The sequence below is a fragment of the Providencia sp. SP181 genome, assembly GCF_050446505.1.
Lineage (GTDB): Bacteria > Pseudomonadota > Gammaproteobacteria > Enterobacterales > Enterobacteriaceae > Providencia > Providencia vermicola.
This window is the reverse complement of the sequence record NZ_JBBPXM010000015.1, coordinates 62,102-81,876: the sequence shown is the minus strand read 5'-3', so window position 1 is coordinate 81,876 and position 19,775 is coordinate 62,102. Positions and strand designations below refer to the sequence as shown.

The 19,775-nt window shown below is 41.9% G+C and carries 20 protein-coding genes; 11 read left to right on the top strand and 9 right to left on the bottom strand.

The annotated features are described in order from the left end of the window. Positions 1-161 precede the first annotated feature (161 nt). The 8 genes from rsxD to nadS all read left to right on the top strand — a co-directional run bounded on the left by rsxD (position 162) and on the right by nadS (position 6,526). Positions 162-1,241 (top strand): electron transport complex subunit RsxD, encoded by a 1,080-nt coding sequence (gene rsxD, locus AABS66_RS18800; RefSeq protein WP_206086076.1) that lies wholly within the window; start codon positions 162-164, stop codon positions 1,239-1,241. Between the two features lie 9 nt (positions 1,242-1,250). Further along, on the top strand, positions 1,251-1,880 hold the full coding sequence (gene rsxG, locus AABS66_RS18795) for an electron transport complex subunit RsxG (RefSeq protein ID WP_206086077.1): 630 nt from the start codon (positions 1,251-1,253) through the stop codon (positions 1,878-1,880). Beyond that, positions 1,880-2,593 carry an electron transport complex subunit E gene (locus AABS66_RS18790; protein WP_206086078.1) on the top strand — a complete coding sequence of 238 codons (714 nt, stop codon included), beginning with the start codon at positions 1,880-1,882 and terminating at the stop codon, positions 2,591-2,593. The genes rsxG and AABS66_RS18790 overlap by 1 nt, the downstream gene beginning before the upstream one ends. Before the next feature lie 20 nt (positions 2,594-2,613). After that, complete coding sequence (gene nth / locus AABS66_RS18785; protein WP_206086079.1) at positions 2,614-3,255, top strand: endonuclease III; 642 nt, start codon at positions 2,614-2,616, stop codon at positions 3,253-3,255. Positions 3,256-3,389: 134 nt separating this feature from the next. Beyond that, positions 3,390-5,333 carry an exoribonuclease II gene (locus AABS66_RS18780; RefSeq protein ID WP_430225281.1) on the top strand — a complete coding sequence of 648 codons (1,944 nt, stop codon included), beginning with the start codon at positions 3,390-3,392 and terminating at the stop codon, positions 5,331-5,333. A 200-nt stretch (positions 5,334-5,533) separates the two neighbouring features. Beyond that, positions 5,534-5,752, top strand: a complete 219-nt coding sequence (osmB, locus tag AABS66_RS18775) for an osmotically-inducible lipoprotein OsmB (RefSeq protein ID WP_430225280.1) — start codon at positions 5,534-5,536, stop codon at positions 5,750-5,752. A 155-nt stretch (positions 5,753-5,907) separates the two neighbouring features. Continuing rightward, on the top strand, positions 5,908-6,240 hold the full coding sequence (locus AABS66_RS18770; RefSeq protein ID WP_349415107.1) for a type II toxin-antitoxin system RelE/ParE family toxin: 333 nt from the start codon (positions 5,908-5,910) through the stop codon (positions 6,238-6,240). A 1-nt stretch (position 6,241) separates the two neighbouring features. Next, on the top strand, positions 6,242-6,526 hold the full coding sequence (gene nadS, locus AABS66_RS18765; protein ID WP_430225279.1) for a NadS family protein: 285 nt from the start codon (positions 6,242-6,244) through the stop codon (positions 6,524-6,526). Positions 6,527-6,583: 57 nt separating this feature from the next. On the opposite strand, the gene yciH is transcribed toward nadS, so the two are convergent. The 5 genes from yciH to AABS66_RS18740 all read right to left on the bottom strand — a co-directional run bounded on the left by yciH (position 6,584) and on the right by AABS66_RS18740 (position 10,042). Continuing rightward, positions 6,584-6,910, bottom strand: a complete 327-nt coding sequence (yciH, locus tag AABS66_RS18760; RefSeq protein WP_206086082.1) for a stress response translation initiation inhibitor YciH — start codon at positions 6,908-6,910, stop codon at positions 6,584-6,586. Continuing rightward, positions 6,907-7,632 (bottom strand): orotidine-5'-phosphate decarboxylase, encoded by a 726-nt coding sequence (pyrF, locus tag AABS66_RS18755; protein WP_430225278.1) that lies wholly within the window; start codon positions 7,630-7,632, stop codon positions 6,907-6,909. The genes yciH and pyrF overlap by 4 nt, the downstream gene beginning before the upstream one ends. 45 nt (positions 7,633-7,677) lie before the next feature. Further along, positions 7,678-8,850, bottom strand: a complete 1,173-nt coding sequence (gene lapB, locus AABS66_RS18750; RefSeq protein ID WP_206086084.1) for a lipopolysaccharide assembly protein LapB — start codon at positions 8,848-8,850, stop codon at positions 7,678-7,680. A gap of 6 nt (positions 8,851-8,856) precedes the next feature. Next, a complete protein-coding gene (locus AABS66_RS18745) occupies positions 8,857-9,174 on the bottom strand; it encodes a LapA family protein (RefSeq protein ID WP_206086085.1) in 318 nt (105 codons plus the stop codon). Between the two features lie 127 nt (positions 9,175-9,301). Beyond that, positions 9,302-10,042 (bottom strand): phosphatase PAP2 family protein, encoded by a 741-nt coding sequence (locus tag AABS66_RS18740; RefSeq protein WP_430225277.1) that lies wholly within the window; start codon positions 10,040-10,042, stop codon positions 9,302-9,304. A gap of 215 nt (positions 10,043-10,257) precedes the next feature. Between AABS66_RS18740 and ribA the strand changes: the two genes are divergently transcribed. Beyond that, entirely contained in the window at positions 10,258-10,854 is a 597-nt protein-coding gene (gene ribA / locus AABS66_RS18735; protein ID WP_206086203.1) for a GTP cyclohydrolase II, read from the top strand. A 182-nt stretch (positions 10,855-11,036) separates the two neighbouring features. Next, a complete protein-coding gene (gene hemB, locus AABS66_RS18730) occupies positions 11,037-12,014 on the top strand; it encodes a porphobilinogen synthase (protein WP_206086087.1) in 978 nt (325 codons plus the stop codon). 110 nt (positions 12,015-12,124) lie between these two features. On the opposite strand, the gene AABS66_RS18725 is transcribed toward hemB, so the two are convergent. From AABS66_RS18725 to cysB, 4 genes are all read right to left on the bottom strand, one after another. Next, entirely contained in the window at positions 12,125-12,568 is a 444-nt protein-coding gene (locus AABS66_RS18725; RefSeq protein ID WP_206086088.1) for a hypothetical protein, read from the bottom strand. Between the two features lie 270 nt (positions 12,569-12,838). After that, the gene (gene acnA, locus AABS66_RS18720) at positions 12,839-15,511 is read right to left on the bottom strand and encodes an aconitate hydratase AcnA (protein WP_430225276.1); all 2,673 of its coding nucleotides are present in this window, start codon (positions 15,509-15,511) and stop codon (positions 12,839-12,841) included. Between the two features lie 314 nt (positions 15,512-15,825). After that, entirely contained in the window at positions 15,826-16,119 is a 294-nt protein-coding gene (locus AABS66_RS18715) for a DUF1778 domain-containing protein (RefSeq protein WP_430225275.1), read from the bottom strand. 124 nt (positions 16,120-16,243) lie between these two features. Then, a complete protein-coding gene (gene cysB, locus AABS66_RS18710) occupies positions 16,244-17,218 on the bottom strand; it encodes an HTH-type transcriptional regulator CysB (protein ID WP_206086092.1) in 975 nt (324 codons plus the stop codon). A gap of 310 nt (positions 17,219-17,528) precedes the next feature. Here cysB and AABS66_RS18705 point away from each other — a divergent pair, with 310 nt between their 5' ends. Further along, the gene (locus AABS66_RS18705; RefSeq protein ID WP_272681370.1) at positions 17,529-19,562 is read left to right on the top strand and encodes a M13 family metallopeptidase; all 2,034 of its coding nucleotides are present in this window, start codon (positions 17,529-17,531) and stop codon (positions 19,560-19,562) included. The last annotated feature ends 213 nt before the right edge of the window (positions 19,563-19,775 follow it).

Genomic DNA, 19,775 nt, shown 5'->3' with positions numbered 1-19,775 from the left:
AAACAAGCAACAATTGATGAGTTATCGCCTGCGGCTGAGCACCCTATAGATGAAGAGACCGACCCTAGGAAAATTGCGGTTGCTGCTGCGATTGCCCGCGTTAAAGCAAAACAAGCTGAAAAGCACAATGAACAAACGATAACAGAGTAAGTGATAACGAAATGAAATTTAGGCCAATTGATGCGAAAAATCGCCGACTAAAAATTGCAAGCGCACCATTTACTCATAATAACCAAAGCACCAGCTTAGTGATGTTTTGGGTGCTTCTCGCTGCCATTCCAGGAATAGCAGCACAAATTTACTTTTTTGGTATAGGTACGCTCTATCAAATTGTTTTAGCGATACTCACAGCGGTTGTAACTGAAGCTGTTTCCATACGCTTACGCAAGCAGCCTGTTGTTCCTGTGCTTAAAGATAATTCTGCCATTGTCACTGCCCTATTACTCGGGATCAGCTTACCCCCGTTATCACCTTGGTGGTTGATTGTATTAGGGACTTTCTTTGCCATTACCATCGCCAAACAATGTTATGGTGGATTAGGGCAAAACCCATTCAACCCAGCAATGGTTGGTTATGTTGTATTATTAATATCCTTCCCTGTACATATGACCAACTGGCTGCCACCACAAGAATTGCAAAACATGCATATCTCTGCCATTGATAGCTTGTCAGTGATCTTCAGTGGGCAGACTTCTTCGGGAGTGACGCTTGATCAGTTACGAACGGGCATAGATGGTATGAGCCAAGCGACACCGCTGGATAGCTTTAAAACAGGCTTACTAACACACTCTATTTCTGACGTATTACAACAACCTATTTTACAAGGCTCATTAGCTGGGATTGGCTGGCAGTGGGTAAATATTGCTTATCTTATTGGTGGTTTAATTATGATTAACCGCCGTATTATTAGCTGGCATATTCCGTTGTCATTCTTAGGAACCTTAGCTGTTTTCTCCATAATCAGCTACCTGATTGATGATAGCCGTTATGCGCCGCCATTGGTTCATTTACTGTCAGGTGCCACCATGTTGGGTGCGTTTTTTATCGCAACCGACCCTGTTACCGCTTCAACAACACCAAAAGGGCGAATTATTTTTGGAATGATTATTGGTTTCTTAGTGTGGGTGATCCGTGTTTATGGCGGATACCCTGATGCCGTTGCCTTCGCTGTATTATTGGCAAACATCACCGTGCCGTTAATTGATTATTACACTCAACCGCGTGCATATGGACATAAATAAGGAGCCAACATGTTAAATACAATGCGACGTCACGGAACTATCCTTGCCATATTTGCCGCAGGAACCACGGCATTGAGTGCAGCGGTCTATACTTTGACGAAAGACATTATTGCAGAGCAAGCCGCCATTGTGCAGAAAAAATTGCTCGACCAAGTCATCCCCAGTGACCTCTATAATAATGATTTAACTAAAGAATGTTATCTAGTCACCAATGAGGCTATATTAGGTAATAAACAGCCACGGCGTTTATATATAGCCCGTAAAAATGGTGAACCCGTTGCTGCGGCGTTAGAAACCACGGCATTAGATGGTTACTCAGGGGCTATCCACTTGTTGGTAGGCGCTGATTTTAACGGCACTGTTTTAGGTGTCCGTGTGACCGAACACCATGAAACACCTGGGCTTGGTGATAAAATTGAAACGCGTATTTCAGATTGGATCACCCATTTAAGCGGGAAGAAAATCGAATCGCCAAATGACCCCAAATGGGCTGTAAAAAAAGATGGTGGCGAGTTTGACCAATTCACTGGCGCCACCATCACACCAAGAGCGGTGGTCAATGCCACCAAACGAACTGCGGTCTTTATGCAAACTATTCCGCAAGAATTAGCAACTTACCCAAATTGTGGGGAAGAATAATGAGTGAATCTAAAGATTTATTAGTCCAAGGGTTATGGAAAAATAACTCTGCATTAGTCCAGCTTTTAGGGCTTTGCCCGCTATTGGCTGTTTCTTCTACAGCAACGAATGCTCTCGGGCTTGGCCTTGCAACAACACTTGTGCTGATATGCACTAACGTAGCTGTTTCTGCCCTGCGCCGTTGGGTGCCATCTGAAATTCGTATCCCAATTTATGTGATGATCATTGCATCGGTTGTGAGTGCGGTACAAATGCTAATCAACGCCTATGCTTTTGGTTTATATGAATCGCTCGGGATTTTTATTCCGTTGATTGTGACGAACTGTATCGTCATTGGCCGTGCAGAAGCCTACGCATCTCGCAACCCCGTTTCGTTATCAGCATTAGATGGCTTAGCGATGGGCTTAGGGGCAACGGCGACATTGTTTGTTTTGGGGTCAATTCGTGAAATTTTAGGTAACGGTACCTTATTTGATGGCGCTGATTTACTGTTAGGCTCATGGGCTACTTCATTACGCATTGAAGTTATTCACCTTGATTCTCCATTTTTACTCGCTATGCTACCACCAGGTGCCTTTATTGGCCTTGCCCTATTGTTAGCTGCAAAATATTTAATTGATGAAAAAATGAAAAAAAGAGCGGCTTTGCAAGCTGATCATCAGTCAGTACGCGAATATGAAAAACAACAAGGTTGCGGCGGTCATCTTTCTTAATAAACAAATTAATGTGAGCAATGAATAAATCAAAACGTATTGAAATTTTAACTCGCTTACGGGACAACAATCCCCACCCAACGACGGAGCTAGAGTTTAGCTCCCCGTTTGAGCTATTAATCTCTGTGTTACTCTCCGCTCAAGCGACTGATGTCAGCGTTAATAAAGCCACGGCAAAGCTTTATCCCGTAGCAAACACACCTGAAACAATTATGGCGCTGGGTGTTGATGGTATTAAAGAATATATCAAAACTATTGGCTTATTTAATACTAAAGCAGAAAGTGTTTATAAAACCTGCAAAATACTGATTGAAAAGCACAATAGCCAAGTTCCCGAAAACCGTGAGGCCCTTGAAGCGCTTCCAGGCGTTGGCCGTAAAACAGCCAATGTCGTTCTTAATACAGCCTTCGGTTGGCCAACCATTGCCGTCGATACTCATATATTTCGCGTATGTAATCGTACCAACTTTGCCCCAGGTAAAGACGTTGTCGCTGTTGAAGAAAAGTTACTGAAAGTCGTCCCTGCTGAATTTAAGGTCGATTGCCATCACTGGTTTATTCTACATGGGCGTTATACTTGTATTGCGCGCAAACCCCGCTGTGGTTCGTGCATCATCGAAGACCTCTGTGAATTTAAAGACAAAGTCTACCCAGAGGATTAACTATATATCGTGCTTTTGATGACGAAAAAGATAGGTCATCGTGCTAATCATAAGCACAACGCATTTTTTCCTTGCTCTAGGACTTTGTCTTACGTAACAATAGAGCCAAATTCAAACTTAATAAAACGGTAAGTATGTTTCAAGACAACCCACTGCTCGCACAACTTAAACAGACATTACATGCCCAAACACCTCGTGTTGAAGGGTTGGTAAAAAGCACTGAAAAAGGTTTTGGCTTTTTAGAAGTTGATGGCCAAAAAAGCTATTTCATTCCGCCTCCTCAGATGAAAAAAGTGATGCACGGTGACCGTGTCATCGCCGCAGTACATACGGATAAAGACCGTGAGTTTGCTGAGCCAGAAGAACTTGTCGAGCCTTTTTTAGAGAGATTTGTCGGTAAAATTCAGAAAAAAGAAAACGACAATCGCTTATTTGTTATCCCCGATCACCCGTTACTCAAAGACATGATTTTATGTCGTCCTGTGAATGGTATTACCCATGAATTTAAGCAAGATGATTGGGTCGTCGCTCAAATGCGCCGTCATCCCTTAAAAGGCGATAAAAACTTTTACGCAGATATTACAGAATACATCACTGAAGGCGATGACCACTTTGCACCATGGTGGGTAACGTTACGCCGTCACCAATTAGACCGTGATGAACCTCAAATGGTGGAAAGCGAGCGTGATGATCAAGGCATTGAACGCGTTGATTTAACTGACTTACATTTTGTGACCATCGATAGCGCTAGTACTGAAGATATGGATGATGCGCTGTATGTTGAGAAAACCGCTGAAGGCAATCTCAAATTATTCATCGCTATCGCTGACCCAACCAGCTATATCCGCGAAGGCAGTGAATTAGATAAACTGGCCTTTGCACGTTCTTATACTAACTATTTACCTGGTTTCAATATCCCAATGTTACCGCGTCAATTGTCAGATGATTTATGCTCCTTGCGCCCAAATGAACGTCGCCCTGCTTTAGTATGTGTGGCGCAAATTCTTGCAGATGGCAGCCTTGATAGTCACATTGAGTTTTTCAGTGCTTGGGTCGAATCAAAAACCAAATTAGTATATGACGAAGTTTCTGATTGGCTTGAAGAAACTGGAAATTGGCAACCCGCCAATGACACAGACAAACAACAAATATTGCTGTTAAAAGAAATGGCTGATAAACGCTTACATTGGCGTGAAACTCATGCATTAGTCTTTAAAGACCGCCCTGATTACCGCTTTGTGCTTGATGATAAAGGCAATGTCGTTGATATTGTATCAGAAAGCCGCCGCAGTTCTAACCGCATTGTTGAAGAGGCGATGATCACCTCTAACCTTTGTGCAGCCAGCGTGTTAAAAGAAAAACTCGGCTTCGGCGTTTTCAATGTGCATATGGGCTTTGAGCCATTGCAAATTGACCAGGTTGTTCAAACCTTAAAAGACAATGGTATTGAAACCACCGCAGAATCATTATTGTCTCTGGAAGGTTTCCGTCAATTACGTCGTAAGCTTGATGCCGAACCTACCCAGTTCTTAGATAGCCGAATTCGTCGCTACCAAACTTTTGCCGAAGTTAAAGCTGATCCCGGCCCTCACTTCGGCCTTGGTTTTGACGCTTACGCAACATGGACATCCCCCATTCGTAAATACACCGATATCGTTAACCATCGGTTATTAAAATCCATTATTGCGGGCAAGCCTTCAACGGATAAACCCACTGAAGAGCTTTCCATTAAATTGGCAGAACGTCGCCGTGCAAACCGTATGGCGGAACGCGATGTGGGTGATTGGCTCTATTCACGTTACTTAAAACCGTTTGAAGGCACCGACACTAAATTCCCCGCAGAAATTATTGATATTACCCGTGGCGGTGTACGTGTACGTCTCGTGGATAATGGCGCGGTGGCATTTGTTCCTGCACCATTTATTCACAGTGTTCGTGATGAAATTCAGTGTAGCCAAGAAACTGGCAGCGTTCTGGTTAAAGGCGAAAAAGCATATCAACTCAATGATATTATTAATGTCACCATTGCGGAAGTTCGTATGGAAACACGTAATATCGTTGCTCGCCCTGCAGAATAATACTTTCTGTGCTATCTTTAAAAGACCATAAGTTAATGCTTATGGTCTTTTCTTCGTTCGCAACCTAATCAGTAGTGATTAATTCGCATTTTACGTTAAAATTTATATGCTATTCGCTATTTTTTCCTGATTATTCTTATTCGTAAATTTACCTATCATGCTAATTTATGATTTGTTTAATACGTGTTAAGGATTAAAAAATGAATACTGTCAGCAAACGCATTTTATCATTTATGGTTATCGCAGCCGTCGCTATTAGCGTGAGTGCCTGTTCCAACATGTCTAAGCGCGATAAAAATACTGCCATTGGTGCTGGCGTCGGTGCCGTCGGTGGTGCAGTGCTTACTGGGGGTAGTTCACTTGGTACGGTAGGCGGTGCTGCTATTGGTGGGATCATTGGTCACCAAGTTGGCAAATAACTCACAATAAACTCTCCCCACATTCTCTAAATAGCGCCATTCTTTTGGCGCTATTTTATTTTAAGTTACCTAAAACTAGTCTTATCAGAGATAATACTTGACCGATAAAAGTGTACAATGTACGCTGATTAAATCTATTTTAGGGAGGGAGCCCGATGAGCCATGCTATTGAATTTATTGAAACCACTTTTTTCACCAAACAAATACAAACCATTGCCACAGCGGAAGAACTTAGAGCACTACAAAATCAACTCATTGCATGGCCAGACAAAGGCGACCTCATCCAAGGAACGGGTGGGCTACGCAAAATTAGAATGGCGGTGGGTAATCAAGGAAAAAGTGGCAGTGCAAGGGTCATTTATTTTTTAGCTACTAAAGAAATTATATATTTTATAATGGCTTATCCTAAAAGTGAAAAAGACACACTCACTGACAAAGAAAAAGCAGAATTAAAAAAAATCACAACAATACTTAAAGGAGAGGTATAACATGGGTATTTTCAATGAGTTAAAAGCCTCTTTAGAAGAAGCGGTTGAAATCAAAAATGGTACGAAAAAAGCCGCTAAGGTCACCCGTTATGAAGTGGCTGATGTCAAAGCGATTAGAGAACAACTCAATGTTTCACAAAGCGAATTGGCTCACGCATTAGGAACTAGCGTCGATACCATTAAAAGCTGGGAATTAAAGCGACGTAACCCAACAGGGCTAGCGGCAAAAGTGTTAGTCGCGATAAAAAGAAACCCTGAATTATTCAAAGAACTTGCTGCAATTTAAACCATAAAAAAACGGTGATTACATCTGCAATCACCGTTTTTTCTTTAATTATTTTAATCAGCCACCAGCTAATTTGACTTGCATACCTTTTGCTTCAAGAAGTTGCTTAATGACATCTCGCTTATCCCCTTGAATTTCAATATTTCCATCTTTTACTGCGCCACCACAACCACATTTTTTTTTCAATTCAGCCGCAAGTTTTGTGAGCTCTGCATCATCAAGGTCAAGCCCCGTTACCACACAAACCCCCTTGCCTTTACGACCTGATGTTTCACGGCGAATTCTAACGATGCCATCACCTTTTGGCCTTTCTACCTTCGGTTTTTCTTCATCAATACGCCCAACGTCTGTGCTATATACTAGACGGCTGTTTGAATCACTCATGAGAGACCTTTAATAGATTGGTTAATTTGCTGTAATGTTAACGTTGGGTTTTCACTACGCGTGATCGGGCGTCCAATCACCATATAGTCAACCCCTGCTTTGACAGCATCTTGTGGTGTCATGATACGGCGTTGATCGCCAACATCACTACCTTCTGGGCGAATACCTGGTGTGACTAATTTAAAATCTTTGCCACATAAACTTTTTAAGCGTTTTGCTTCATGGGCAGAACAGACAACGCCATCAAGACCACACTGTTTGGTCAGCAATGCAAGACGTTCTGCATGAACCGCAGGAGAGTCTTGGATCCCCACGCCCACTAGATCTGTCTCATCCATACTGGTCAAAACAGTTACTGCCGTTAATAAAGGCGCATCTTTACGATAAACTTCGAGTGATTGACGAGCCGCTTCCATCATTCGAACCCCACCGCCCGCATGCACATTGACCATCCAGACGCCCATTTCAGCAGAAGCGGCGACGGCACGAGCAACCGTATTTGGAATATCGTGAAATTTTAAATCAAGGAAAACATCAAAGCCGCGATCATGGAGTGATTTGACAAATTGAGGACCATTGAACGTGAACATTTCTTTGCCTACTTTAAGACGGCAATCACGCGGGTCAATGCGGTCAACAAACGCCAGTGCAGCATTAGCATCTTCATAGTCAAGTGCCACAATGATTGGCGAGTGTGTCTGGTTCTCAGTTGAGGAAATCATTTCATAGCCTTTAATGAGTTGTTATGAGGTTAAAAAGTGACGTTGTCACTGGCCATCTAACCCACGAATGGGTTTAATCGTATCCCAAGAACGACAAGATGGGCAGTGCCAATATAATGAACGAGAAGTAAAGCCACATTTATGGCAACGGTAATCAGGCTTTGTTCGGATTTGTTCGCCCACCATTTTTCTTAGCAAAATCAAACTTTCTTTTGCACGGCCTTCTTCGGCTTCTTCAAGGTGGTAATCCATTAAACGATAAAACAGTCGCATGGTTGGGTGACGTTGAATTTGGTCATTAATATAATTTGCAGCAGCTTCATGATTTTGCTTTTCAACAATAATATCGGCGAGATACAGCTCTGCAATTGCACCTGAATTACCCGCTACACATTGACGCAAGTAATCTTCCCATTCATCCAATTGACCGGTGCGTTGATAGCAATCATGGAGCAGTGGCAGCGTTTCAGTAACCAACTCTCTATCTTGATCATATACTTGCTTTAAAACATGAATGGCCTTTTCATAAACGCCTTGCTCAATAAAAATACGCCCTTTCATAATCGAAACGCGCGCGCAGTTTTTATCGGCTTGTTCTGCTTTATTTAATAAGGCTTGTGCATCATCAAGATCATCACTCGCCAATTGTTGTACCGCAAGCTCACAGTAAAAATGTGCAATTTGCTCGCGTAATTCGTTATGGCCTAATTTAACCAGTTTACCTGCAACATCGATAGCTTTCGACCATTCACTGGTTAACTGGTAAATATTTAATAAAGATTGTAAAGCACTTTGCTTGAAATCCACTTCATCAGTGAGTTGCTGGAACATATTTTCGGCGCGATCATACACCCCAGCGGTCATGTAATCACGGCCAAGTTGTTGGGTTGCAAGGAGGCGTTGTTCGAAGGATAACGAAGCACTTTCCACCAGCGATTGGTGAATGCGGATAGCACGTTCAACTTCACCTCGAGAACGAAATAAATTCCCTAAGGTTAAATGTGCTTCAAATGCAGAGCTATCATAATTCTTAAGCATATCTAGAAACAAATCAACCGCTTTATCTTGCTGATTTGACAAAAGAAAATTCACGCCTGTCACATAATCACGGGACAAGCGGTTAGCATGTAGTTGTTTATCTTGTTGAGCACTTCTGCGCCCCATATACCAACCATAAGCGGCAGCCACAGGAAGCAACAGAAACAGCAACTCGAACATACAGGATTATTCCTTGTTCTGAGTCGTCACTAATGAGGTTGAGTCAGAAATATTACTTTCTCCAGCACCTAATTGTGATTCTAAACGTCTAATTTTACGACGTGCGTTTTTCAGGCTAACGATTGTACGTAAATAAAATGCCGCACACACCAGCCATCCCAGCACAAAACCGACACCAAAAAGTGATGCAAGAAGGGTTGATAAAGAAAAATCCCCTTTTGCAATCAGGTAGTTAAATGTAATAACCTGATCATTGCTTGAACCTAGCGTAATCGAGATAATAAAAAATGCGACCGCCAGTAATAAAATCAGAAAGTATTTCACATTTGTTCCCGTTATCAGTTCTTATCCATTCAATAATATCTACCTGATAAGGTAGCATTTCCCGCGCATCCAGACAAAGCAATTTATTTTATACAAATTCGAAAATTCACAGAGTTTGTCGCAACAATCACTCCCTTGATGAAAGATTAACCGACTTTTTTTTCCGCTTAAGAAACAGAAATACACCGTAAGCCAAAATGGCAAAAATGGCACTGATAAATACTGACGTAATAACATCAATTGGCCAATGCATACCTAATAACATGCGGCTAAATGCGATCCCCTCAGCCCAGAGTGCTAGGCCAATCGAAAAGCCATAGTAGCCCCTTTGCCAAAAAAAGGCGATAAACAAGAGTGCCCAGCCAGCAGCAAATAACATATGTCCTGATGGAAATGAGTACCCTGTTTCTGCTTGCCAATGCTTTCTTTGCCACTTAGCAATATCATCATGTTGTTTAACGACCGTTTTAATCAACTTGGCTCGAGCGGCTCGTGTTAATTCATAAAAATCCGAATGAGTCACATCATATTGCTCTTCGAGCCAAACCACATAAGGTCGAGGCTCTTGAAAATGGTTTTTAAGTAATGTTTTGGTACCTTGTTGCAGTAACAAAGCGCTAGCAACAATAATCACAATCTTCAAGACCATACTTTTTTCTGCACGTAGTCTGAATATGATTATCCCCATAAGTGCTAATGACGTAATAATACTGTATGGTACACCTGCTGTATCGGTCAGCCATAATAGCCATTTCATTGATTTAAATTGATTTTCTGGCGTCCATTGCCACCCCGAAATTAGCATTATCATGGGTGGTAATGCTAATAAAATAGCAAACAGGCTAACGACGAAAATAGTTTTTCTCATTTAATGCATTCCATAAATATTAATCCACCTTATGAAGAAATATTCCATTCACTCTCGATTAACTCTGTTATAGTAATACAGTGTTGGTTGTGTGCAAAGATTACCAGCCTCTATATGCAAAACGTCATATAGCTTCGATATATTATACTCATGTACCTTATATCGATTTACGTTATTACATTAAGCAAGAGTTACTTTAACTAATGAATGAAAATATGCAGCTAAAACGTGTTGCTCAAGCAAAACTCCCAACACCGTTCGGTGAATTTCTGATGGTAGGTTTTGAAGAAATTGCAACGGGTCATGACCATGTCGCGTTAATCTTTGGCGACATCTCTGGGGATACCCCCGTTCTTAGCCGTATTCACTCTGAATGTTTAACGGGTGATGCGCTATTTAGCTTACGTTGCGATTGTGGTTTCCAATTAGAAGCCGCGCTTTCTCAGATTAGTAAAGAAGGCCGCGGGGTGTTACTTTACCATCGCCAAGAAGGCCGTAATATTGGCTTGCTCAATAAAATCCGTGCATATGCGCTACAAGACCAAGGTTTAGACACTGTCGAGGCAAATTTAAAACTGGGTTTTAAAGCCGATGAACGTGATTTTACCCTCTGCTCAGATATGTACAAATTACTGGGGATCAACGAAGTTCGTTTGCTAACGAATAACCCGAAAAAAATCGATATCATGCGTGAAGCGGGTATAAATGTGGTTGAACGTGTGCCTTTGATCGTTGGGCGTAATCCAAGTAATGAACATTATTTGGATGTTAAAGCACAAAAGATGGGTCATATGCTGTTTAAACACCAGTAAGCTACGCAATAAGGGGAGAGTTTCTACGTTCTTCCCTTTTCTCTCAATTATCCTCTCAATGTGTGCCATTTCTTGATGGTTATATTCACTTTCTTTCTATAAGGTTTATACTGTTCTCAATATTATGACTTTGATGAATGACCTTTATCTTTTGCTTATTCATCAAACTACAAGGAGATATTGTGAACAACCTGCATTCTATTCAACGCATGAGAAGACTGCGTAAAACTGAAAAACTCCGCACTTTATTCCAAGAAACCCATCTATCGATTAATGACCTTTGTTTACCTATTTTCGTTGAAGAAGAACTCGACGATTATATGCCGATCAATAGCATGCCTGGTGTTATGCGTATTCCTGAAAAACGCTTAGCGTATGAAATTGAACGCATCGCAAATGCAGGCATTAAGTCAGTCATGACATTTGGCGTTTCCCACCACCTTGATGATAATGGTAGTGATGCATGGCAGGAAAATGGCTTAGTCGCTCGTATGTCCCGTATCTGTAAAGACACAGTTCCTGAAATGATTGTGATGTCGGATACTTGTTTTTGTGAATATACTTCCCATGGTCACTGCGGGGTGATGCATGACCATGTTGTTGATAATGATGCCACTATTCACAATTTAGGTCTGCAGGCAGTTGCTGCTGCCCGAGCAGGTGCAGACTTTATCGCCCCTTCCGCTGCAATGGATGGACAAGTTGCGGCGATCCGCCGTGCACTGGATGAAGCAGGTTTTACGGATACGGCCATTATGTCCTATTCCACAAAATTTGCATCCGCATTATATGGCCCATTCCGTGATGCAGCTGGCTCATGTTTAAAAGGTGACAGAAAAACCTACCAAATGAACCCAATGAATCGCCGCGAAGCGCTACATGAATCGCTGATTGATGAGCGCGAAGGTGCAGATGCGCTGATGATCAAACCCGCTGGGGCTTATCTTGATATCATTCGTGATTTACGTGAACACACACAATTACCGATTGGTGCGTATCAAGTTAGTGGCGAATATGCGCAAATCAAATTTGCAGCACAAGCGGGTGCGATTGATGAAACACGTGTGGCACTGGAAACATTAGGTTCAATTAAACGCGCAGGTGCTGACCTTATCTTCACTTACTTTGCCCTACAACTGGCTGAAAGTAAGGCTTTATAATTTTTAGCTTATAAAAAAAACCGCAATACTGGATATAAACACAGTATTGCGGTTTTTTGGCATTTTAGATTAAAAAGTAAGCCAAAACAGATTAAAAATAAATCAATCGGTTATTTACCACGCTGAATTTCAAGCTGATGCGTTAATGTTTTTGCATAATGCTGAGCAACTTCTGCCGAAGGTAAGCCCGCTATCAATAAATCGTCTTTACCTGCAGTTGTCTTGGCAACAACGCCCCAAAATTCCACCTCAAAAGTAATACTCTCCGGGTTTTGATCCGGCATAGGCACAATATCAAAATACTCTTTTAATGGTGCGATAGTAATTGCAGTGTAATCTGCATTTAAGCCAAGTGGGAATTCTTTGTCCGCATAGAGACGTAAGTCGTGAACTTCCGTTTCAGGTGTTCTCATCACAATAGAATACAAATTAGGAATATGTTCTAAAATATCGCGAACCTCTTCATTCGACCCATCAAAATGAGAAGTTGTTAATAAGATATCTGCTGCCCACAATGCCCCTTTATAGAAATCGGTTTCATTGATATCTGCCATATATATTTCCTTTACGTTGTTTTCGATAAATTTAGCGAGCCCGAATCCATTACATGGATACTAATTCAAACAAAGAAACTGATTTATGGCGAACTTAATTCAGTACTCACTGAATTAAGAATGGTTTTCTCCCCTATATTTAACCATCTACCTAACACCATAACGTAGATCCACATCGAAAATATTGAGAAAAAACAAGATTAAGAAATAAGATAGGAATAAAAAAACGTCTGCTGGATTAACCAAACAGACGTTTTTAGTTAACCTGTGTTAATGAAGCATTTGTCGAATGACATAATGCAAGATACCGCCATGGCGGTAATACTCCATTTCAGTACCCGTATCAATACGACAACGGGTAGTGATCTCCTTGACCTCACCATTACCCAGAGTAATATTCACCTTCAGGTCTTGCCCTGGTGTCAGGGATTGCAGACCAACAACGTCAATGCGTTCGTCTCCTTTTAGTCCAAGGGTTTTGCGGGACATACCATCTTTAAACTCCAGAGGTACAACCCCCATACCGATTAAATTTGAACGATGAATACGCTCATAAGACTCTGCAATCACCACGCGAACGCCTAACAAATTAGTTCCTTTTGCAGCCCAGTCACGACTCGAACCTGAACCATATTCCTTACCTGCAATAATCGCCAATGGGCGTTTTTCTTGCTGATACAACATTGCTGCATCATAGATAGCCATTTGCTGCCCTGTTGGAATATGTAAGGTATAACCACCTTCAACACCTGGTACCATTTCATTACGAATACGAATATTCGCAAAGGTGCCGCGCATCATCACTTCATGGTTACCTCGTCGTGAGCCATAAGAGTTAAAGTCTGCAACAGCAACACCATGCTCTTGAAGGTAGCGCCCTGCTGGACTGTCTTTCTTAATATTCCCTGCAGGAGAAATATGGTCAGTAGTGACTGAATCGCCAAGGATAGCCAAAATATTGGCGCCGCGAATATCTTTAACTGGCGCAGGCTGGGCTTGCATGCCTTCAAAGAATGGTGGATGGCGAATGTACGTTGAGTCCGCCTGCCAATGATAAGTTGATGAGCTTTCAACCTCGAGAGCACGCCACGCATCGTCACCTTCAAATACGGCATTATATTCTTTGCGGAACATCTCTGTTTTAACTTGTTGCACAGCTTGGGCTATTTCAGCACTGCTTGGCCAAATATCTTTCAGATAAACGTCATTACCGTGTTTATCTACACCAAGCGGTTCATTTTTCAAGTTAATATTCATATTTCCTGCAAGGGCATAGGCCACAACTAACGGCGGAGATGCCAACCAGTTAGTTTTCACCAGAGGATGGATCCGCCCTTCAAAATTTCGGTTCCCCGAAAGCACTGCACCAACGGTTAAATCGGTTTGTTTAATCGCCGCTTCAATTGGTTCCGGTAATGGACCTGAGTTACCGATACAGGTGGTACATCCATACCCAACAAGATTGAATCCCAATTTATCTAAATAAGGTGTTAAGCCCGCTACCGCAAGGTAGTCCGTGACCACTTTGGAACCTGGTGCAAGGGATGATTTAACCCAGGGTTGACGAGACAGCCCTTTTTCAACCGCTTTTTTCGCTAACAGCCCCGCCGCCATCAAAACACTCGGATTTGAAGTATTGGTACAAGATGTAATCGCCGCAATCACGACCGCGCCATCAGTGAGTTCAAAGGTTTGATTTTGATATTTCACTTCTGGGTGTGCATTTTTATCTTGTTTATTCACTTCGAGTTCAACTGCACCTCGGAACGCTTTTGGTACTTGACTTAGCTCCACTCTATCCTGTGGACGTTTTGGCCCAGCTAAGCTAGATTCAACCGTCGACATATCTAATTCAAGGGTACTGGTAAAGATAGGTTCATCACCTGCGTGACGCCATAAGCCCTGCTCTTTACTATACGCTTCCACCAGCGCCACTTCATCGTCGCTACGTCCTGTTAGTCGCATATAGGACAACGTAATATCATCGATGGGGAAGAACCCACAGGTTGCACCATATTCAGGTGACATATTGGCGATGGTGGCACGGTCAGCTAAGGGTAAATCCGCCAAACCATCACCGTAGAATTCCACAAACTTACCGACCACGCCGTGTTTACGCAGCATTTGTGTGACGGTTAATACAAGGTCAGTTGCCGTAATACCTTCCGATAATTTGCCTGTTAACTTAAACCCAACCACATCGGGGATAAGCATCGAAACAGGCTGACCTAACATCGCTGCTTCAGCCTCTATACCACCCACTCCCCAACCCAGCACACCAAGCCCATTGATCATGGTTGTGTGAGAATCGGTACCCACTAGCGTATCTGGATAAGCGTATAGCTTCCCATCGATTTCCTCATGCCAAACCGCTTTTCCAAGGTACTCTAAGTTAACCTGGTGGCAAATCCCAGTGCCCGGTGGCACAACTTGGAAACGGTTAAACGCTTTTTGCCCCCAACGCAGGAATAAATAGCGTTCGTGGTTACGTTCCATTTCAATTTCCACGTTTTCACCAAACGCAGATTGTGTGGCAAATTCATCCACCATCACCGAGTGGTCAATCACCAGATCAACAGGTGATAATGGGTTGACCTGATTAACATTTCCCCCTAACGATTTCACCGCTTCACGCATTGCTGCAAGGTCAACAACCGCAGGGACGCCAGTAAAATCTTGCATCAGTACACGAGCAGGACGATAGGCAATTTCGCTATCTGCATGAGCGTTTTTTTGCCAATCAATAATGGCTTGTAAGTCTTGTTCAACAACAGAAGTGCCATCGATATGGCGTAACAGGTTTTCAAGTAACACTTTGAGGGATTTGGGCAGCTTTGAACCATCGCCGATTTTTTTCTCGGCAAGCGCCAAACTGAAGTAATTATACTGCTTGTTTCCGACAGCGAGTGTTGAGGCACTCGTTGTTTTTAGACTCAACGACATAACTCCTCCTTGGTTTTTATGGCTATGGCAATAATTTTTATTTACCACCATTATTTTTTGTTAACCAATTGTAATCATAGTTGCTTTATAAATTTGATTTATAGATTTTGTGCCAAATTTGCAGTTTAGACCTATTTATCATAGGAAATTTGAGATAAGAATGGAAAGTATAAGCGTAAAAGTGCGGGATGCACTCGTTTTCTGATTTCCCATCGCGCGGTTTTTTAACCAATGATCCAACGTTTCGTCACCCGAAGAGAATACATCCAGACGGTGGTTTAAATTGAGCGGCTCAGGAGCTGTCAGGTTCAATGTCATTTCTCCCACGGAGATTTGGACATCATGGTTTTTCTGAGCGCCTCATTATTGCTCGGCGGGGCATCTAATTGAGCAACAAACTCTTGATAAACTTCAGGGCTCACATTAATCACATGGAGATCGGCTAATGTTTCTTCCGCAGCACGACGAGCCGCTTCGAGTACAAACTCAGTACTATTTTTCCCAACAGCGTTAGCAGCTCGGTCAATCAGAATTTTATCTTCTAATTTAATTCGTAAATTCAATGATGAACGTGTAAGCACCGTATCATTATCACATGTATTTTGCATCGCAATGGTTAACGCCTAACTGATGAAGCACACAGTTTTATCCGCATTGCGGTGAATAGATGATTAATGGTAGCCACTGTTCATCATGTGGCTACCATTAGATGGGCAGGCAATAATACAAAAATCAAATAATCGGTAACTGAATATCTTTAAAGAAAGCTTCAATTTCATCATTGTTGCGAATGGCAATCGCCTTATCCACCACATCACGCGTTAAATGTGGGGCAAAACGCCATAAGAAATCATACATATAGCTACGCAAGAAACTGGTGCGTTTAAAGCCAATTTTCGTGGTGCTATAGCTGAACTTATCACGCATATCAATGACAACAAGGTCAGAATCATTTACCGCATCAACCGCCATACTGGCGATAATACCAATACCCAATCCCAGCCTGACGTAAGTTTTAATCACATCCGCATCTGTTGCTGTAAAAATGATCTTCGGCTCTAGGCCTATTTTTTGAAAAGCGACATCCAGTTCTGAACGCCCAGTAAAGCCATGGGTGTATGTCACAATTTGGTATTCCGCAATATCTTCAATGGTCACATTCTTTTTCGTCGCCAACGGATGGTCTTTTTGCACCACCACACAACGGTTCCAATGGTAGCAAGGCAGCATAATTAAGTCGCTATACAGATGGAGTGCCTCCGTGGCGATTGCAAAATCACTGTTCCCCTTGCATACCTCTTCCGCTATTTGGGTTGGTGTGCCTTGCTGCATATGCAAAGACACATGTGGGTAGCGTTCAATAAAGCCTTTAATAACCGGCGGTAATGCATAACGCGCTTGCGTGTGGGTCGTTGCTATATTTAACGTACCGCGATCTGGGTAGGTATGCTCCCCCGCAACTGAACGTATTGCTTCAATCTTCGACAACACTTCCCTTGAAATACGAACGACCTCTTCTCCCGCAGGGGTGACATGCGTTAAGTGTTTACCGCTGCGAGCAAAAATCTGAATGCCTAGCTCATCTTCTAGCATCCGCACTTGCTTACTAATACCTGGTTGCGAAGTAAAAAGCCCCTCCGCCGTAGAGGAGACATTTAAGTCATGATTAACAACTTCAACAATATAACGTAATTGCTGCAATTTCATATTTCTGCCTACCCCTTACTGGATCACGATAGAGTCGCTATAGCTAAAAAACATTAGTTATAACTAAAAATTATATACAATTGAATCGATATAACCAATATAACATTATTCTAACGAGAATAAACAGTATGATGACAAAATTTCATCTAAGGTGCATTTTTCCTGCCTCAACGTCGTAATGTATTGCAAAGACGGGTTATCTTTAATTCGTGATATGTTTCAATGAATAAAACGTAATTTGAAGGATTTCCACTTCAGTATAAGCTTGAAAAAGTGGAGTTATAGATTCTCAACGAAGAGAGGTTTTTACATGCGTATAAATATTTTGGCACTGCTTATTGGTATGTCAACGGTTTCCTTTGCACCTCAACTACTTGCAAAGGAAGTGACTTACGGACAACAGAAAATTGTTTTATCCGACACAATTAACCCTGGTAATGATTTCTACCGCTACGTGAATGAGGATTGGATAAGCAAGGCAAAAATCCCAACGGGTATGCCCCGCATTAACTCTTTTGTTGATTTGTATTTAAATACCGAAAAACAGACCCAAGCTATCATTGATGAACTACAGAAAAAACCAGAAAGCGAACTAAACCATAATCAACGCAATATTCGTCATTTGTACCAAAGTTTTCTCAATGAAGACGCCATCGAAAAGGCTGGACTTTCACCTATCAAACAGGATTTAGCCGAGATTGCAAAAGCAAAAAACCATCAGGATATCAGTCAGCTAATGACTAACCCAGATTTCAATTCATTGATTTCTTATTGGGTAGATTTAGATGCAAAATCCCCTGAAACGTATGTGTTGTATATTGGCCAAGGGGGTTTAGGATTACCTAATCGGACTTATTACCTCGATGACACCCCACAAATGCAAGATATACGAAAAAGTTATATCGCTTATATCGCAACGATGCTGAAACTGGCGGGTGAAAAAGACGTTGAACAAAAAGCGCAAAAAATATTCGATTTAGAAAAAGCCATTGCAACCGTACATTGGAGTCCTGAAGCGCGCCGTGACACCATCAAAAACTACCATGCTATGTCATTAGCTGAAATGAAAAATCATACCAAAGGCTTTGATTGGAGCAGTTTTATCAGCCGCTACAAACTCACCGATAAGCAGCTTGAAAAAGTGGTAGTAGAAACAGACAGCGCCGTTGAACAAACCGCAAAAATTTTCGCGCAAACACCTGTTTCAACCTTAAAAGATTATTTAACGTTCCAATATATTAGCGATCATGCACGCTATTTAAATAAAGCTGTTTCTGATGCCAACTTTGATTTTTATTCGAAAAAACTCAACGGTGTCGAGAAACAACGTACCCGCCAAGAACGTGCGTTACAAACAGTAAACTCCCTTCAGGGCGAAGCATTAGGGCAAATCTATGTTGAAAAATATTTCGACCCGCAATCCAAAGAAAAAATTCAAGATTTAGTGAGCTATGTCAGAGGCACATTTAATTCACGTTTAAAAGACAACGATTGGATGGATGATAGCACACGCCAAGAAGCCCTGAAAAAACTGGAACAGTTCACCGTAAAAGTGGGCTACCCTGACAAATGGAATGATTTCAGTGACATTAATTTAAAACCAGATTCACTGTTTGATAACTACAAACAAGTTGTTGCATGGTCCTACAACGACATGATTAGCAAAATGGGCCAGCCTGTTCGTAAATGGGAATGGGGAATGACACCACAAACGGTGAATGCCTATTTCAACCCTGTACAAAATGAAATCGTGTTCCCTGCTGCGATTTTACAAGCCCCATTCTTTGACCCTAACGTTGACCCCGCTTATAACTACGGGGCAATTGGTGCAGTGATAGGCCATGAAATGGGTCATGGTTTTGATGACCAAGGCAGTTTATATGATGGTACAGGGCAACTACGTAATTGGTGGAGTGAAAGTGCCAAAACGCACTTCAAAGAAAAAACTGAGAAGTTGGTCGAACAATACAACGCGTTTGATGTCGATGGTTTGAAAGTTAATGGGCAATTAACTCTAGGCGAAAATATTGGGGACTTAGGCGGACTAAATATCGCGTTGAGTGCCTATAAACAATTCGCCAAAGAAAATTACCCAAATGGTGAACCACCGATTATTGACGGCACAACCGGCTTACAGCGTTTTTTCATCGCATGGGCACGCACATGGCAAGAGCTGTCGAATAAAGAGTCTGAGCGTAATAAAATTATGACTGACCCGCACAGTCCAAACCAATTCCGTGCCAATGGCGTTGTGCGTAATATTGATGATTGGTACCAAACCTTTGGTGTCGATAAAGACAATGCTCTCTATTTGGAACCTGAAAAGCGTATTCGTATTTGGTAGTCGATTGATAAATAGATAAAAAGAAAGCTCGGCATATTTCCGAGCTTTCAAACCACATCATCAGTTAAGTATTGCTTTGAACAATTAGATATTGCTCTAAATAGTCTGCGTTGTGGCTAGGCAATATATGACGCTATATCATCATTTAAATTACTTAATACCCAATGCAATACTACGCTATTAAGTATTGCTTTGGACAATTAAGACCTTGCT

Excerpts from the sequence above, each read along its gene's own strand:
- AABS66_RS18725 (WP_206086088.1), bottom strand. The coding sequence starts at position 12,568 with ATGGCAGATATCAATGAAACCGATTTCTATAAAGGGGCATTGTGGGCA.
- nadS (WP_430225279.1), top strand. The coding sequence starts at position 6,242 with ATGGGTATTTTCAATGAGTTAAAAGCCTCTTTAGAAGAAGCGGTTGAA.
- ribA (WP_206086203.1), top strand. The coding sequence starts at position 10,258 with ATGCAGCTAAAACGTGTTGCTCAAGCAAAACTCCCAACACCGTTCGGT.
- rsxG (WP_206086077.1), top strand. The coding sequence starts at position 1,251 with ATGTTAAATACAATGCGACGTCACGGAACTATCCTTGCCATATTTGCC.
- AABS66_RS18715 (WP_430225275.1), bottom strand. The coding sequence starts at position 16,119 with ATGCAAAATACATGTGATAATGATACGGTGCTTACACGTTCATCATTG.
- cysB (WP_206086092.1), bottom strand. The coding sequence starts at position 17,218 with ATGAAATTGCAGCAATTACGTTATATTGTTGAAGTTGTTAATCATGAC.
- AABS66_RS18705 (WP_272681370.1), top strand. The coding sequence starts at position 17,529 with ATGCGTATAAATATTTTGGCACTGCTTATTGGTATGTCAACGGTTTCC.
- AABS66_RS18780 (WP_430225281.1), top strand. The coding sequence starts at position 3,390 with ATGTTTCAAGACAACCCACTGCTCGCACAACTTAAACAGACATTACAT.
- rsxD (WP_206086076.1), top strand. The coding sequence starts at position 162 with ATGAAATTTAGGCCAATTGATGCGAAAAATCGCCGACTAAAAATTGCA.
- lapB (WP_206086084.1), bottom strand. The coding sequence starts at position 8,850 with ATGTTCGAGTTGCTGTTTCTGTTGCTTCCTGTGGCTGCCGCTTATGGT.
- AABS66_RS18770 (WP_349415107.1), top strand. The coding sequence starts at position 5,908 with ATGAGCCATGCTATTGAATTTATTGAAACCACTTTTTTCACCAAACAA.
- osmB (WP_430225280.1), top strand. The coding sequence starts at position 5,534 with ATGAATACTGTCAGCAAACGCATTTTATCATTTATGGTTATCGCAGCC.
- AABS66_RS18790 (WP_206086078.1), top strand. The coding sequence starts at position 1,880 with ATGAGTGAATCTAAAGATTTATTAGTCCAAGGGTTATGGAAAAATAAC.
- AABS66_RS18740 (WP_430225277.1), bottom strand. The coding sequence starts at position 10,042 with ATGAGAAAAACTATTTTCGTCGTTAGCCTGTTTGCTATTTTATTAGCA.
- acnA (WP_430225276.1), bottom strand. The coding sequence starts at position 15,511 with ATGTCGTTGAGTCTAAAAACAACGAGTGCCTCAACACTCGCTGTCGGA.
- nth (WP_206086079.1), top strand. The coding sequence starts at position 2,614 with ATGAATAAATCAAAACGTATTGAAATTTTAACTCGCTTACGGGACAAC.
- pyrF (WP_430225278.1), bottom strand. The coding sequence starts at position 7,632 with ATGATTTCCTCAACTGAGAACCAGACACACTCGCCAATCATTGTGGCA.
- yciH (WP_206086082.1), bottom strand. The coding sequence starts at position 6,910 with ATGAGTGATTCAAACAGCCGTCTAGTATATAGCACAGACGTTGGGCGT.